General features: G+C 50.7%; 11 protein-coding genes and 1 riboswitch. Of the genes, 10 read left to right on the forward strand and 1 reads right to left on the reverse strand.

Annotation, left to right across the window (positions count from 1 at the left end; genetic code table 11):
• Positions 1-61: 61 nt before the first annotated feature.
• The 6 genes from prsR (at position 62) to GRX64_RS14400 (ending at position 9,367) form a co-directional block, all read left to right on the forward strand.
• Positions 62-1,435, forward strand: a complete 1,374-nt coding sequence (gene prsR / locus GRX64_RS14375; protein ID WP_166268431.1) for a PEP-CTERM-box response regulator transcription factor — start codon at positions 62-64, stop codon at positions 1,433-1,435.
• A 67-nt stretch (positions 1,436-1,502) separates the two neighbouring features.
• Positions 1,503-4,127 (forward strand): tetratricopeptide repeat protein, encoded by a 2,625-nt coding sequence (locus tag GRX64_RS14380; RefSeq protein ID WP_166268432.1) that lies wholly within the window; start codon positions 1,503-1,505, stop codon positions 4,125-4,127.
• Positions 4,128-4,512: 385 nt separating this feature from the next.
• Positions 4,513-4,587, forward strand: a riboswitch (cyclic di-GMP riboswitch).
• A 33-nt stretch (positions 4,588-4,620) separates the two neighbouring features.
• On the forward strand, positions 4,621-5,415 hold the full coding sequence (locus tag GRX64_RS14385; protein ID WP_166268433.1) for a PEP-CTERM sorting domain-containing protein: 795 nt from the start codon (positions 4,621-4,623) through the stop codon (positions 5,413-5,415).
• Between the two features lie 266 nt (positions 5,416-5,681).
• A complete protein-coding gene (locus tag GRX64_RS14390; RefSeq protein WP_166268434.1) occupies positions 5,682-7,055 on the forward strand; it encodes an exosortase/archaeosortase family protein in 1,374 nt (457 codons plus the stop codon).
• Between the two features lie 161 nt (positions 7,056-7,216).
• Positions 7,217-7,714, forward strand: a complete 498-nt coding sequence (locus GRX64_RS19490) for a PEP-CTERM sorting domain-containing protein (protein WP_207308812.1) — start codon at positions 7,217-7,219, stop codon at positions 7,712-7,714.
• A gap of 180 nt (positions 7,715-7,894) precedes the next feature.
• Positions 7,895-9,367 (forward strand): lipopolysaccharide biosynthesis protein, encoded by a 1,473-nt coding sequence (locus GRX64_RS14400; protein WP_166268435.1) that lies wholly within the window; start codon positions 7,895-7,897, stop codon positions 9,365-9,367.
• A 153-nt stretch (positions 9,368-9,520) separates the two neighbouring features.
• On the opposite strand, the gene GRX64_RS14405 is transcribed toward GRX64_RS14400, so the two are convergent.
• Positions 9,521-11,962, reverse strand: a complete 2,442-nt coding sequence (locus GRX64_RS14405; protein WP_166268436.1) for an FG-GAP repeat domain-containing protein — start codon at positions 11,960-11,962, stop codon at positions 9,521-9,523.
• A 350-nt stretch (positions 11,963-12,312) separates the two neighbouring features.
• Here GRX64_RS14405 and GRX64_RS14410 point away from each other — a divergent pair, with 350 nt between their 5' ends.
• The 4 genes from GRX64_RS14410 to GRX64_RS14425 are packed head-to-tail and all read left to right on the forward strand — an operon-like array spanning position 12,313 to position 16,119.
• Positions 12,313-13,215, forward strand: a complete 903-nt coding sequence (locus tag GRX64_RS14410) for a glycosyltransferase family 2 protein (protein WP_166268437.1) — start codon at positions 12,313-12,315, stop codon at positions 13,213-13,215.
• Positions 13,216-13,239: 24 nt separating this feature from the next.
• Positions 13,240-14,265 (forward strand): NAD-dependent epimerase/dehydratase family protein, encoded by a 1,026-nt coding sequence (locus GRX64_RS14415; protein WP_166268438.1) that lies wholly within the window; start codon positions 13,240-13,242, stop codon positions 14,263-14,265.
• A 15-nt stretch (positions 14,266-14,280) separates the two neighbouring features.
• Positions 14,281-14,808: a dTDP-4-dehydrorhamnose 3,5-epimerase family protein gene (locus GRX64_RS14420; protein ID WP_166268439.1), complete on the forward strand. Its 528-nt coding sequence runs from the start codon at positions 14,281-14,283 to the stop codon at positions 14,806-14,808.
• Between the two features lie 24 nt (positions 14,809-14,832).
• Positions 14,833-16,119 (forward strand): NAD(P)H-dependent oxidoreductase, encoded by a 1,287-nt coding sequence (locus tag GRX64_RS14425; protein WP_166268440.1) that lies wholly within the window; start codon positions 14,833-14,835, stop codon positions 16,117-16,119.
• The last annotated feature ends 120 nt before the right edge of the window (positions 16,120-16,239 follow it).

Raw genomic sequence — 16,239 nt, forward strand, 5'->3', positions numbered from 1 at the left:
AATGCACAAAACCGAATGAGTCAGTGCTTATCACGATAACCGAAAAGGATTTGTCGCTGTTGTGAGTAAACGCATCTTGATTGTTGAAGACGACCCAGGACTCCAGAGCCAAATGCGCTGGTGTTTCAATGATGAGTTGGATATCAGTGTTGCCAGTGACCGAGAGTCGGCCCTGACGGCCCTACGCCGTCTGGAACCGGACGTCGTCACTCTGGATCTGGGATTGCCACCGGATGCTGGCGGCGCCAGTCAGGGCTTTGCCCTGCTGGACGATATCCTGCGCTTATCCCCTCAAACCAAAGTGATCGTCGTCACCGGGCGTGAAGATAAGGAAAACGCTGTCAAGGCCATCGGAATGGGGGCAAGCGATTTTTATCAGAAACCCCTCGATGCCGATATCCTCACGTTTGTTGTCAACCGTGCGCTCAGGCTGGCGGAACTGGAAAGAGAAAACCAAGAGCTTACGCGCTTCCGTAATGGTACCTCCATCAAGGGCATTATCGCCGCCAGTCCGCAGATGCTGACGGTGTGCCGTACCCTGGAGAAGGTAGCGCCCACCGATGTCACAACACTCATCACCGGCGAGACCGGTACCGGCAAAGAATTGTTGGCACGAGCGCTCCATGACCTCAGTAATCGCGCCGACAAAAGCTTTGCGGCAATCAACTGTGCCGCCATTCCTGAAAATCTTCTGGAAAGTGAACTGTTCGGCTATGAAAAAGGCGCGTTTACAGGCGCCACTCAAAACAAAAAAGGCAAGATCGAATCGGCGAATGGCGGCACGCTGTTTCTTGACGAAATCGGTGATATGCCCATGGCCTTGCAGGCGAAACTGCTTCGCTTCCTGCAGGAACGTACCGTCGACAGAGTGGGATCGTCTCAGCCGGTTTCCGTCGACGTCCGAGTCGTTTGTGCGACCCACCAGGATGTTCAACAGCAAGTTCGTGAAGGCACCTTCAGGGAAGATCTCTACTATCGAATCAGCGAAATCACGCTGACCGTTCCGTCGCTACGGGATCGTGACGGGGATGCGATCGTTATTGCCCAATCATTGTTAAAGACCCTTGGGAAACAAATGGATCGACCCAACATGCAATTTGCCGAAGACGCCATCCGGTCGATCAACAGCTATTCGTGGCCCGGCAATGTTCGCGAGATGATCAATAAGGTCAAGCGCGCCATCATCATGGCGGATGGCAAACGTATCGCCGCAACGGACCTCGAACTCGCAACCCACGCCGATTGCTCAGAAAGCCATTTGAACCTGAGGCAGATTCGGGAGAACGCCGAACGTACAGCGATAATGCAAGCCCTTCAAACGAGCAACTACAACATCGCACAAGCGTCGAGACTACTCGGTGTGACTCGACCCACAATGTACAATTTGACGGACAAATATAAGATTGATACCTCGCATGAAGCATCAGGCGCCTAAAAGCGGGCAAATGATCTCTGCCTCTAAAATCAATGGACGACTTAGAAAGCCGCTTTAGGTGAACCTCATGAGAGCACTACCAAAACTGTTTCTGTTAATGCTTGTTATTGCTGCGCCTACCGTAACATTACTGACGGGTTGCGGTGATGAGTCTGGCAATTCTGAGGCTCTTTCCCACATTAACAGAAGCGAGACCTACGCCGAGCAGGGGCAGTACCGTTCTGCCCTGATTGAAGTAAAAAATGCCATTCAGAAAGAACCTGCCAATGTCGACTACATTGTCAGGCTGGCGAATCTTTACCTTGACGTGGGCGCCGCCAAAGAAGCCTCTAAACTACTGAGCCCCTGGCTCGAATCGCAGCCTGAGGCGGTAAGTCTCACATTGGCGAAAGCCTATGTTGAACAAGGGAAGCACTTATCCGCCGTTGAGACCCTCGACAACGTGTCACTTGACTCTCCCGAGCGACGCACCCAGGCAAACCTGATCAAAGCGGAAGCGAGAAGGCAGTCGGGCGAGACCACTGCGGCCCTTGCCATGTTCACAACGTTAAGCGACGAACACCCGGATAATGTTGAAGCGAAAGCAGGTGAAATCCGGACGCGGTTAACGATGCAACAACTCGCCGAAGCCGTCGACATTGCTGATGGCTGGACCACCCAACATGGCGATAGCGCCCGAATTTCGTACTTAAAAGGCCTGGCACACTATCAGTCCGACAATCTCGAACAAGCCGTGGAGGCTTTGACGGACACCCTGAGCCTGCTGCCCGACTCCGACATTTTCCTCCCTTTACGCAGGGACACACTGATCCTTCTCGCCCGGACGCTTACCCAGCAAGGCAAAATGACGGACGCACAAATATACAACCGTATATTGGCGGAAAATACGAACTCAGAAGCAGAGGATCAGGCGCAGACGGCAATCGGCCTGATCAAGGAGGGCAAGTTTGAAGAGGCCCAGACGATTCTGAAAAACATCCTCAAACTCAACCCGGACAACGAGCGCGTTGCGTTAATTCTCGGTGTCGTGAGTCTTGAGCAAGGCCAACACGCTGAAGGCATGACCTTGCTCACCGACAACCTGGATCCCGAGACCTCTCCCACAGAGTTCATCCGGGCCGCAACCATGGCCCGCATCGATGCCGGTGAGCGCAATGAAGCCCTGGACACACTTAACCGGGCAATTGAAGCAAGGCCAAATGATACTGACCTGCTTTCAATGCATGGCATATTGGCTCTGAGCTTGCCAGGGCATGAGTCCGAGGGCGTCACGAGTCTTAGCAAAGTACTCGGAATCACTCCAAACAAAATCAGGCTTCGCCTCGCGCTCGCAAAGCATTATGCAAACACTGACAAAAAGGAACAGGCACTCGGCCAACTGCGCATGGCCTTCACAGCCGAACCCGCGGAATGGACAGCAACGGGCACTTATTTGTCCTTGTTGCTCCAAATGGGCCTGACCAAAGAAGTGTCGGAGTTGAGGGACTCTCTGGTTTTTGGCTATCCGGACGAGCCCGAAGCAAGATTGCTGGTGAGTATCGCTGACTTCGGACTTGGCAAGACGGAAACGGCCGTTACGGAACTCGAGACCCTGGTCGGCGACTCACCGGACTTCCAGGAGCCGCTCATTGTCCTGGCACAACTTTATCTGAAAAAGAATCAGACCGAAAAAGCCATCAATACGCTACTGACTGCAGCTGAAATCAACCCAGCCAATCCGTTTCCGATCCAGCAGGCAAGTCAGATCTATGCCCTCAACCATTCTGCGGCCGAAGTGGACGCATGGCTGGAAAGCATAGGCAAAAGCACCCCCGCTCTTCAAACCACCACCACCGTATTGACCTCATTGCTCGACATACAACAAGGGAATTTTGCTCAGGCTCGTAACAAACTTACAGACATCAATGATGTTGACGCACCGCCGATAGCCGAACGGGCAATGGCGCAACTGCTGATGGCCGAAGCACAAAAGGCGGCCACGGACGAAAACTGGCCCATTGCGCATTCGAAGGTGGCAGAAGCGCAGACCATGCAGCCAAACAACCTCATCATTGCGCTGGCACAAGTCCGAATCACCACACTTGAGGGAAAGTACGCCGACGCGGCAGAGCTACTAAACGGTCTGGAGAGCTCCTTCGGTGTTTCCAAGGCCACCGTGGAGATGAGAGTTAGGTTGCTGACAGCCCAGGCTGGCACACTGGAGGCTTACCAACAGCTAAACGCACAGTGGCAGGCCTCAAAAAATCCTGCCCTCATGCCACTGCTGGTTCAACTGGCCAAGAAAGAAGATCCTTCAGCCGTCACGTCATTAACAGAAGCCTGGCTCACGGTTGAGCCAGAAAGCATAGTGGCGGGCTTGGCCGACGCTGAAGGTTTGCTCTCAGAAGGTCGTGAGCAAGCCGCTGCCTCACGTTACAAATCGGTTCTGGAAAAGCAGCCCGAGAATATTCCAGCGCTCAATAATCTGGCTTGGCTATTGCGCGAAAGCGATGGTATTCGGGCACTAGAGTTTGCAGAGCGAGCAAGCCGCCTGGCGCCTGACAACCCGGCCGTTTTGGATACCTACGGCTGGATTCTTCACCTGCAAGGGCAAAACAAACAAGCCATTGCAATTATGGAAAAAGCTCACGCTCAAGCGCCGGATAATAACGACATCAAAAAGCACCTTCAGTCCGTAAAACAAGCCTACTAGCCAGCCACCTGCGTGCACGGCTGAATATTCAATTCAACTCTTCTCACTCATCGGAGCAACCGTTCCTGGTTGCTTCAATGGCCTCTATATGGCCAGACCTCCGTCTTTGTAAACTCCTGAGCGGTGCCATTTCCCAGGAAAACGCTTCAGTTTTTACAGTATTCAAACGAATGATCTGCCCCAGATCTCCACGCAATCTTTTATTTCCATTGCCGGATTTACCGGCCAACGTCTGCTGCCGACCTGACAAGAGTGTTCCTATTTATTAACAGGCAGTGTCAGCTTGCTTTACATAGCCAACAATAAACCCATCCCATCCTATTGATATATAGTCTTATTTTGTTTTGGCACGAATTTAGCTTAAGGGATGACTGAGTTAATTTTGCTCGTTAGATGCCAAACTTGTTGCGAGACAAGGACGGAAAGCTACGGGTCTCCCGAAGACAGCCGAGCCGCACATGAAGTCCCCGATAAATCACGGAGTGAATGATTTATGAAATTTGTCAGAACGACTTTTGCATTAGTGGCTCTGAGTGCTGCGTCGTCCCATGCCGCCATGATAAACGATGGGTCCGAAGCGAACCTGAATGAAATCATCAATGGTACCCTGCTCGTAGCAGGCAGTTCGGTCGATGTGTTGGGCGATACCGCAACAAACCAGGCAACAACCAACCCATACTTCCGATCCTCACCTGACAGCAGCAACAGCTCGGCCACCTTTTTGATCGAGATTACGGGCGGGCTATCCAGCCAGTCTTTCGGCATCTATAACGGATCAGACTACATCCAGCTGTTTTCCGGTGCGGATGAAGGCAGCTACACCACATCGGGCAGTTACGTCGGTCCGGTTGTTGATAACGCCACTCGCGCCCAGGTCAGTTTCGATATTTCTGGCGGCAGCTATAGCGTGTATGTCAATAACACAAAGGCAGGCACATTCAGCAGCAACGAATTTGGCTTCTACCTGGGACGTGGCGGTGCGCCACTGGTCTATTCAGATTCCGAGCTGAACGGCGGAACAGAGCGTTTTGTTGCAATTCAGGGCAAGGGTCAGTACCTGAATCTCGGCAGTGAAATCAATTACGGATGCGCCGCTGACTCTCTTGCGGACTGCACTCTTTGGGAGCGTGACGACTATATCCTGGGCTTCGAAGATGGTTCGGATAGCGACTTCAATGACCTTCTGATTTACGTAGAGGATATTGTAGCGGTTCCTGAACCGGGCACATTAGCCTTGCTGGGCCTGGGTTTGATCGGACTGGGTGCTGCGCGTCGAAAAAAAGCATGACGGCCTGATCCAAATGTGACAGTAAGTGAAAAGCCAGTGGTTCAAGCCGCTGGCTTTTTTTTCGCCGCGACAACAGACACGCACGAATCTGGCTGCCAGTTAACAGTGGCACTGACGACTGACCCAGGGTTTAGTAGTGACGGAATCCTCACCAAACAGTATCCTTGAGGCCTTTCTGTCAGACAAAAGAAATGGACCAGATGTTACGGAAAACTCTGCAACAGATTGCTGATGCCAAATACTATCTGCTGATAACCGCTATCAGCATGGTCCTGTGTTTCCCGACCTGGTTTCGGCTCATTCAAGAGTGGACAAAGTGGGAGCAATCGCTCGCCCATGGTTTGCCTACGTTCCTGCTTTACCTTGGCTTGTTCACCATCCACCCACCGACCCGAACAGACTCAGACAACCGACAATCCGACCAGCGGCAAACTGCTATTGAGGGGCTTGGGTTGCTGACCGTTGTTCTGGTTTGGGCCATTCTCGAACTTATTCGCATCGACACCCTTGCCTACCTGATGCTCCCGGTGGTGCTGCTGGCAGTAACAGCAACGTTACTCGGGTATAAACCGACAGTAGTATTCTTACCATATGTTCTGCTCCTGAGTCTGTCGCTTCCAATCTGGGCAGACCTGATTCCAGCACTCGTCAAGATATCCAGTGCCGTTGTTAGTACGTGGGTTGCAGGCTTTGGTGTCACGGCATTGATCGAAGGAAGCAATATCACTCTGCCTTTCGGGCGACTGATCATTGCCAACGGCTGCTCCGGTATCGGTTATCTGGCAATCTCTATCCTATTGGCGTCAACAATTTCCATATTGAACGACTACAAAGCCAAAGGCTGGTTGATCATGATTTGCGGCGCCGTCCTGCTCGCGTTATTGATCAATTGGGTTCGTATTACCGCTCTCGTCCTGATCGCCTATTATTCCGACATGAAGAGCGATCTGGTCGCCAATCATGAGCTGTTTGGCTGGCTTCTGTTTGCAGCATTTGTCATTCCCATTACGATGGTTATTCCAGCTCATACTCGTCACCACAACACCCCTGCCACGCCACCGATAGTCACCAGGAACCGTTTTGTATTTGTCATCGCAGCATTTATGGCTGGAACGTTGACAATCACGTTGCTGCAATCAACTCAACAAAATGACCCCATCTGGACTTTATCGAACCCGGATGCTCGCTCCGACGTGGGCAGCAGTCTACCCATTGCTTTGAGTTTTCCTCAGCAATTCGACCACCAGGTGTGGAATTTTCAGGTCGACAGTGTCTGGATATCGATCGCCCAAACCCAACGGCAATCCGCCGACGAAAAACTCGTACCATACCTTCACAACCCGATTGACCCAGAGCAGTGGTACGAGGATCAGAAAAAACAGGGAAATCTGGTAAAGGTCTACCGCCGAGTCAATGGATTGCAACGGACAGCTTACGCTCAATGGTTTCAAATCGGGACCTACCGAACCAGCAACTACACCTTCGCTAAACTGCTTCAAATCCCTGCCACTTTTCTTGGCCAGACCCGGTTTGCCGTTGTGACATTGCAATCGAATTGCAACGCGCAATCCTGCGACAGTGCCATTCAAAAAATCACAGAAACCAGTGAGCATCTGACACTTCAGCCAAAGATACTGTAGCCACAGAGACAATGTCGGTAATTCTTACAATCTCACTGAAACAGCACCCATAAAATTCTGCGATTCATTTGTTATTAAAGAAAATTGTACGAGTGGCCCCCCTTTTGCTTAGCCCTAGCAGTGGCAATATCGCACCACCTAAAACGTAAGGAAACGTTAAAATGAAAAGAATTGGTTTGGTGTTGGTCGGATTAATGCTGACGTTCTCTAGTGCAACCGCTGGCGTGATTGTGGATACCGTGTATCAGTATGAGAAAGTTAACTGGGGCTCGCAGTACTCATACACCCATAACCTGATCGACGAAGGGTTTACCCCAGGGACTGCCATCAGCGGCGATTTAAAAGTCTCGATCTATGACGATTATGACCCATGGTACGATTTTCTTCCCGAGGTCATTTTGTTCGTCATAGAGGAGTTTGATTTTGACTCTGGCGGCATCAGCCTCAGCAGTTTTTACGGCGCTCTTGAGGTCACTGCGCTGGCGGCAATTAATGCTGATGGCATGCTAGACGTCACAGTCAAATCGATCCTAGGAGACTTTTACCTTGGGAAATCTGTTTTAACGGTGGTTACGGAAGAAGTACCGGCCCCAGGAACGCTGGCATTGCTCGGCCTTGGAATCTTGGGCTTGGCGTTCCAACGGCGACGCAAGAGCTGACAGTCGAATACGTTGAGGTAGAAAGCCAGCCTCGACTGGCTTTTTACTAGCGATTGTTTTTTTATAGAAACCAACGCAAGAACTGAATTCCGCATCAATTCATTTCTCTCTTCTGATCTCAGCTAGACTACATCCTCAATACATCACCCCTTTCCGACGCACCGGAGCCTTAAGCCCCAAATGTCCGCCAGCCAAAAAGTGATCAAAAGCTCTGCTTTGCTGTTAGCGCTGCAACTGGTGCAGCGTGGCCTTGGCATCGCAAGCACGTTGATTCTGGCGAGACTGTTGACGCCTGAGCATTTCGGCATTGTCGCTCTGGTCATGATTGCGCTGCAGTTTTTTGAGCTTTTGGTGGAAACGGGCAATCAGCAATACATCGTGCAAAAGGACGATGTCGACGACCACGATCTAAACACTGCCTGGAGCATGGATGTGCTCATCAAAACCACAATGGCTATTTTGATCATGGTTAGCGCACCGTCCATAGCCGGTTACTTTCAAACACCAGAATTGACCTTGGCGCTTAGCGTCGCCGCTCTCACGTTGCCGATCCGGGCGCTCAAGACGCCAGGAATGATGTTGCTGGCAAGGGAGATCAACTACCGACCGGGGTTCAGGCTCGCCCTTTGGCAAAAGGTTTTGTCCTTTGTCACGGTGATCATCATTGCGCTCATCCAGCCCAGTCACTGGGCCATTATTACCGGCACCCTCGTCTCATCCATTGTTCTCGCCATTGGATCTTATCGGGTGCATTCATTCCGGCCCCGTTGGTCCCTGACACGCATCAGCGATCAATGGAGCTTTTCTCAATGGTTGGTGCTGCGGGGCATAGTTGGCTTCACTCGATCGCAGATAGACAACCTGATGGTTTCAAGATTTTTTGGTACCGTGCAGCTTGGTGGTTACAACCTGGTTCGTGAGGTCAGCCTGCTACCGGCCCTTTCCGCCATCATACCCATGAGCGAGCCCCTATTAGCGGCAATAGCGCAAAGCAAATATGACAAACCCGTGCTGGCTTACCGGATAAGACTCAGCCTTGCTTTAATGGCGACGATCTTGATGCCCCTCACCACCTTCCTGATGCTCTACCCCGAGCTCATCACCGCGGTACTTCTCGGCCCTCAATGGTCGGAATACGCGCCGCTACTCCGGCCTTTCGGCCTATTCTTTCTCACCTTTTGTTTGTTTGCATTGGTCAGTGACGCCATGATCGCGCTGGGAAGAGTGAAGGCATTGTTCACATTTGATGTCATCTCTACTGCACTGATCATCATTGCTCTTTTGACGCTTGCAACCGATAGTCTCTCAAACATGGCGTGGTACCGCGGCTGGCTTGCCGTGGTAACGACTTTTGGCCTGATTGTGATCCTGAACCGACTGGCGCCCTTCAACCTATTAAGACTGCTTTGGCTCTGTACCCCCTCATTTGCAGCCAGCCTCGGGGCAGCTTGGCTATTAACGCAATTGACGTTTTCGACACTGCCGAATTTGCTGGAGTTTTTAATCAGAGGCTGTCTGTTTGTACTCTTTGCTGTTGTTTTGACCTGGGGCTTTAGTAGCGCTTTGCTGGCACGCAGTGAAGAATGGAAGCAACTAAAATCACTGACAGCGTCACTGAAAGGGAACAACGACCTGTCGCAAGATCAGGCCTAGTATTAAACTGTCATAAGTCGTTATAAGTCGTTATAAATAGTAACGATTAGTGGTAATTAGCAATGGGTCATTTAGGGAGCCTGTGAACTGTCTGCCACCACACCGTTATGAGGGCCTGATGACAAATCGTTGCCTGCAAGTCACCTCCATGCGCTACTCCATTTTTTGCAACCCCAGATTCTCATACACCACCACTTTGCCATGACTCCAGCCGATGGAGAGAATGTCGATATCACCATCACGGTCAAGATCAACAGACAGAGCCCCATCGTGGTGTTCGTCACCCTGGTAAACCAGGTGCCCCCGCCACGTAACACCGTCACCTTCGAGGTTTTCAAACCAGATCATCCTGGCGTTTTCTGGATTTTTCAGATTGTGCTCACCCACCACCACGTCCAGATCGCCATCGCCATCAATATCCGCCGCATCAAGACTCATCGGACCAATCACCCTGGCAATAACGTGTTTTTCCCAATGAGTGCGGTCGTCTTCCGAGCGTTCGTACCAAACAAGCTCACCCTCTTGGCTGACCGCCTGAAACCCAACCAACACGTCAAGCACACCATCGCCGTTCAAATCGGCCACCCGGTTGCGATCCGGGCTTTCGAATGTACTGTCCAACACATGCTCCTCCCAATGCCCATCGGTTTTTTGCCGCAGCCAAGTCGTCCCCAATACAATGTCTGGTCGACCGTCATCGTCCAGATCGGCGGCTGTAATCGCCTCATCCTTTGAAATTGTGCTGACCTGTTGCCAGTGCCAAAGATCCGAAACAGGATCGGACGGGACCGTCAGGCTCTGAATACCCATGCCCGCTTTATGCCAGGACAGCAGAATTTCCGATAGTTGTTGATCAACGTTTTTATACTTCGCTGTGCCCTGGAGAAAATCGCCAGCGGCGGGCTCAATATTTTGATGAATCAGAAATTGGCCTGTACCGGTGTTCTCTGCCCACACAAATCGCTCACCGTTGTTGCTGTAATCAACCTCTTTTAAGCCCAGCCGATTCAATATTTTCTCAGACAAGGTCGGCTGTTGGTTATAGCCACGCCATCCGGAAGCAAGTAAATCAACGTCACCGTCGGCATCAAAGTCGCCGGCGAAAGCAACATTATTGGCACGGGGGCCAATTTTTAACCGAGGCCAATCGGCTGTCCAGTTGCCCGGGTTGCTGTACCAGTACCCACCGGTCACGATGTCGCGCAGCCCATCTGAATCAATATCCTCAGCAAAGACAAAGGTCGCCTGGCCCGGACGTTCGCCGTCAATGACATGCCGCTTCCAGGCTATACCCTCTGCCGAAGTGTTCCGCCACAACTTGACTGGGTAAGCTTTGTCATAATTGGCAATCTGCCAATTCGTGCCCATGAGATCGATATCAAAATCATTGTCGATGTCCACCGCCCGCATACTGTGGGATGCTTCGTGAGATATAATCTGTTTCGTCCATTGGGCACCCTCATTCAAATACAGCTTGACCGGATTGTCCCCCTCCCCCTGATTCATTTCAGCCGTCAGAATATCCAGGTCACCGTCTCGATCCACGTCCCTTGCCGCAATAAAGTGATGTACCGCCTCCACATTGGCATCGACTATGTGCTTCACCCACTCATCGCCCGCTTTTTCAGGCGCCTCCAGCCAGGCAATCTGATAATACTGGCCGGCAGCCTCTGATGGCGCTAGCACAATATCTTCACGGTTATCCCCATTGAAATCACCCGTATCTATAAAAACGTCCTGCCAAACATAGTTTGCATTCGCATCCGTCACTCCGCCGGTGTAGACAACGTTTTGCCATTCGGCCTGCTGATCAAGCGTTTGCGGGTTGCGCAGCCAGACTTGATTCACAATTATGTCGTCAAAGCCGTCGCCATCCATGTCCGCGTGCTTCAATCCTTCTCCGTGGGGCACCGACATCGTAATTTGAACCCAGGAATCATTGGGATCCTGTCTAAAAACATGAACCTGATCGCCATTCTTGTAGCCAAACAAACTTTGGTTCCTGGCAATAATATCCAAGTCACCATCATGATCGAGGTCACTGATCTCCACATCATGAAACTTATCAGTACTGATTCGATGCTGACTCCAGTCATCATTCCGAAGCCAGAACAAGCCGGTATCGGAAACCAAAACGATATCGTTTTGGTGGTCACCGTCGATATCGGCAATCTCGATATCCGTCCTGATGCGTAACCTTTCCGTTAAAACATGGCGTGACCACTCAGGGTTCTGGTACCAGACAAGCTCTCCACCACTGTAATCAAATTCAAACAGCCCGAGCTTGCTCCCAAGCCGTTCCATAATCGATAGGTGGCGAGCCCGATGACCGCCCACCACAATATCCAGCAGTCCATCCCCATTAATATCGCCTACCGCCTTGCCCCAGGGCGCGTTGGGACCTGCCAAATCAACGAATTCGAACCTGTAAAGAGCGTCTTCGGAAGCACTCGCCTGCCCTTGCGTTTCGCTGCAACCGGCAATGACAAACGTGACTAAAGCTAAGAGACCGCTCCGAATACGTGCTGAATAGGCCCGTTTAACACTACAACTACCTCCATGTGACTCAAAGGACGCCCCAATAATGTGCAACATGTTCCTCTCCTGCCCATGTCCCTGGCTGTAAGTTAGATAATACCCAAATTGGTGTGGTGACATCTGCTTTCTAATGCAAATCACCGTTGTTTGCACGGGGAGTTAAAACTTACTGGTTTGATTTATTATAATAGATTTTTTTTTACTGTCTTTTAATCTAAAAACACTCCTTCAAAAATGACTTTAAATAGAATGCCACGTTTCTGCTTAGTGCGATCAAGAGCTTGCGAGTATTGTCTCTCGAACGTTGTAAATCTGAGGAAAATAGCCTCCAATCTCTACTATTGCATTCCATTATGTACTAACATTAACCTTGAACTGTGACACTGGGTTCGGCGAAGGAAAGCGCTATGAATCAGCAGTATCAAGAGACTCCGCCAGTCGCCATTGGAATGCCTGTCTATAATGGTGAACGTTACTTGGAAGAAACACTTGTCTCGGTTCTACAGCAGACATTCGGAGACTTCATTGTCTATATTGCAGACAATGCCTCCAGCGATGCTACCGAAGAAATCTGTCGTGATTACGCCCGGCAGGACAAACGCATCCATTATTCCCGAAACCCCATCAACCTGGGGGCGTCCAAAAACTATACCTGCTGTTTTGCACCTGCTCGATCCGAATACTTTCGCTGGCAAAATGCCGATGATCCGATAGAGCCCACTCTGGTCGAAAACTGCCTGGCAGCCTTGCAGGCGGACCCAGATACTGTGCTCGCTTATGGTAAGACGAAAGTTATTGATGCTGATGGGCATTTAATCGAAGACTATAACGACAACCTTGAACTGTTATCGGCCAGTGCCGCTCAGCGCTTTATCACTTGTACCCAAAATATTGGCTTACAAAATGTTATGTATGGCCTTATTCGTCGCGAACCTCTGGCAAAGACAGCGTTATTGGGGAACTACATCGCATCCGATATTAATCTGATTGGCGAGCTGTCCTTGTACGGTAAGTTCAAAGAGGTACCTGTTCATTTATTTAATCGTCGCATGCACCCTCAAGCAAGTAGCTGGGAAAGAAGCGATGCGGAACGACAACGGAATTTCTGGGACCCGGCCAAACGTCGGATGGTCATGCAAACCTGGCGAAGTATTTACGAATTTTACAAAGCGGTCGCAAGGTCACCTATCCCACCACGCGAAAAAGCGACGCTCTGCTACCACCTTCTAAAACGCGCTTATTGGTACAAGAAACCAATGAAAAAAGAATTGGCCGATGTGATCCGCTACGGCCTGCTGCACCGATCCTGAGCTTACCCCTCTGATGGAGATAACATGAAAGTACTAGTAACAGGCCATAAAGGATTTATTGGAACAGTCATGGTTCCAATGTTATTGGAAGAAGGATTCGACGTTACCGGCCTGGATACTGATCTCTACCGGTTTTGTACGTATGGCGACGATCCGCTCGAAATCCCCACCATCAACAAAGACGTGCGCAACGTTGAGCGCGCGGATCTTGAAGGTTTTGATGCCATCGTTCATCTCGCCGCGTTATCCAATGATCCACTGGGCAATATCAATCCCGATCTGACTTACGACATTAATTACAAAGCGTCCGTGCGCATCGCTGAGATGGCTCGGGAGGTCGGGGTAAAGCGATTTTTGTTTGCCTCGTCCTGCAGCATGTATGGCAAGGCTGGCCAGGACGTGTTGGACGAAACAGCGGAATTCAATCCTGTCACGCCCTACGCCAAATCCAAGGTTTACGTAGAGCGCGATGTATCTCAACTGGCGACGGATGATTTCAGCCCCGTATTCCTCCGTAACGCCACGGCTTATGGTGTCTCTCCCCGTATCCGATTCGATCTGGTGATCAATAACCTCGTTGCCTGGGCTCACACGACAGGCAAAATATTGCTAAAAAGTGATGGCACCCCCTGGCGTCCATTGGTGCACATTGAAGACATCACCCAGGCCGTTGTCTGCGCACTTCGGGCGGAGCAAAGCGTTATTCACAACCTGGCCGTTAATGTCGGAAGTAATAATGAAAACTATCAAATGCGGGATCTTGCCCAATTCGTAAAGAAAACCGTGCCGGATTGCGACGTTGAGTACGCTGAAGATGCAGGCCCCGACCCACGCTCCTACAGAGTGAATTTTGATAAAATTCACCGCGTTTTTCCCGAATTCAAAACTCGATGGACGGCCGAAAAGGGTGTTCAGGAATGTTTCGATTTTTATCTGAAATACGGCCTCAGCAAGGACGACTATGAGGGAGTTCGATACAAACGCATCGCTCACATCCTCGATCTGATTGAAAGTGGCAAGCTGGATAACAACCTTGTTTGGCAAATATAACACCGGTAGAGACCTATGAAATTCAGCGAAACCCCGATTCAAGGCGCTTTCGTCATTGATGTTAATCGAATTGGTGATGAACGCGGTTTTTTTGGACGCTTGTGGTGTGAAAAGGAATTTAACGACATGGGGTTAGTGGCTGACATCCGGCAATCCAATATTGGGGTCAGCGCCAAAGCCGGCACACTGAGAGGACTCCACCTGCAATCCGCTCCCCACGGAGAAGTAAAAGTTCTCCGCTGCCCCAGAGGCGCAATATTTGATGTAATCGTCGATTTGCGACCGGAATCCGGTACATTTAAAAGCTGGTACGGAGTGGAGTTGAACGCCCATAATGGTTCCATGATTTACGTGCCGGAAGGCTGTGCCACGGGTTATCAGACGCTCGTTGATGATACCGAAATTTACTATCACACAAGCCAATTTTATCACCCTGAATCGGCGACCGGTGTTCGATACAACGATCCCAACTTCGGCATTCGGTGGCCTCTTGACGTTAGTGTTATTTCCGAAAACGACACCTGCTGGCCTGATTTCAAATAACAAAATCTAATAGAGGGAATTATTATGATTATTGTGGACACAGAAATTGCAAAACGCATTGCTGAAGATCGTCCTATTCAGGTTGCGGTCATTGGTGCGGGGTACAGCGCCATGCACATCGTTTCACAAATTGTCAGCTCCTTCCCAGGCATTCACCTTGCCGTCATTGTTAACCGGACACTGAGTTCAGCGGAAAAGATATTTCGTCAGGCCGGTATCAACGACATTCGCACCATTAAAAGCTCGGCAGAACTCGAAGACGCAATCAAGCTACGTCGTCACTGTGTGACAGACGATGCGGCGGTGGCGCTGGGCGCTGATAGTATTGACGCCGTTATCGAAACAACGGGGGAAGTCGAATACGGTGCCTGGGCCTCCCTGGCGTCTATAAAAGCAGGAAAACACACGTTTGCATTGAACTGTGAAATGGACGCAACCGTCGGCCCGCTTTTGAAGCACGTTGCCGATAAACAAGGGGTTATTTATTCAAATTCCGACGGCGACGAACCGGGGGTTGCATCCAACCTGGCAAGACACGTCAGAACGATGGGGCTTGAAGTCGTCGGCGCGGGCAACTTGAAAGGTTTTTATGACGTTCACCGTACGCCGGAAACACAAAAGGCATTTGCTGAGGCAAATAATCAAAAACCCCATATGATGACCTCGTTTGTTGATGGCACCAAGCTGTCGATGGAGCTGACAGTGACTGGCAATGCGCTTGGCTTCGGGGTTGCAAAACGGGGTATGCACGGGCCTGCCTGTGACGATGTCAGGACCTGCTTGCAGCATTTTCCGAAAGATGCGTTTCAGGCGGGCAAAGGCATAGTTGATTTTCTGTTGGGTGCCTCACCTTATACTGGTGCGTTCATTGTCGGTCATACCGAGCACCCTATGAAAATGGACTATCTACGGTATCTGAAAATGGGTGATGGGCCCTTCTATGTTTTCTATACCCCATTCCACCTTCCCCAACTGGAAATACCGATCACCGTATCCCGTGGCGTGCTTTGCCACGATGCCGCCGTTGCCCCTAAAGGAAAGCCCTTTTGCGAGGCGGTTGCCATAGCCAAGAAAGATCTGTCCGAAGGCGACACTCTGGATGGCATCGGTGGCTTCACCAACTATGCGTTAATTGATAATTTTGAAACCAGCCTGAAAGACAATTTGCTGCCCATGGGCGTCGCACAGAACTGCAAGGTCAAACGGAAGGTACCAAAAGACACCGCCCTGACCTATGACGACATCGAATTACCCTCCGGGCGGCAGATTGACCTGTTACGAACAGAAATGATCGAAACTTTCTTTTCGTAACACGCCAGGTAGGGAGTCAATTATATGAAAGTAGTTTTGTTTTGTGGCGGTCTTGGCATGCGTTTGCGGGAGTATTCAGACAATATTCCCAAACCAATGGTACCCGTTGGTCATCGCCCC

Source organism: Marinobacter caseinilyticus, assembly GCF_011074955.1.
GTDB classification, from domain to species: Bacteria; Pseudomonadota; Gammaproteobacteria; order Pseudomonadales; family Oleiphilaceae; genus Marinobacter; species Marinobacter caseinilyticus.

Bases quoted from the DNA above. Each gene is read 5' to 3' on its own strand.
- GRX64_RS14400 (WP_166268435.1), top strand. From the start codon at position 7,895: ATGTCCGCCAGCCAAAAAGTGATCAAAAGCTCTGCTTTGCTGTTAGCG.
- GRX64_RS14385 (WP_166268433.1), top strand. From the start codon at position 4,621: ATGAAATTTGTCAGAACGACTTTTGCATTAGTGGCTCTGAGTGCTGCG.
- GRX64_RS14415 (WP_166268438.1), top strand. From the start codon at position 13,240: ATGAAAGTACTAGTAACAGGCCATAAAGGATTTATTGGAACAGTCATG.
- GRX64_RS14410 (WP_166268437.1), top strand. From the start codon at position 12,313: ATGAATCAGCAGTATCAAGAGACTCCGCCAGTCGCCATTGGAATGCCT.
- GRX64_RS14380 (WP_166268432.1), top strand. From the start codon at position 1,503: ATGAGAGCACTACCAAAACTGTTTCTGTTAATGCTTGTTATTGCTGCG.
- GRX64_RS14425 (WP_166268440.1), top strand. From the start codon at position 14,833: ATGATTATTGTGGACACAGAAATTGCAAAACGCATTGCTGAAGATCGT.
- GRX64_RS14405 (WP_166268436.1), bottom strand. From the start codon at position 11,962: ATGTTGCACATTATTGGGGCGTCCTTTGAGTCACATGGAGGTAGTTGT.
- GRX64_RS19490 (WP_207308812.1), top strand. From the start codon at position 7,217: ATGAAAAGAATTGGTTTGGTGTTGGTCGGATTAATGCTGACGTTCTCT.
- GRX64_RS14420 (WP_166268439.1), top strand. From the start codon at position 14,281: ATGAAATTCAGCGAAACCCCGATTCAAGGCGCTTTCGTCATTGATGTT.
- GRX64_RS14390 (WP_166268434.1), top strand. From the start codon at position 5,682: ATGGTCCTGTGTTTCCCGACCTGGTTTCGGCTCATTCAAGAGTGGACA.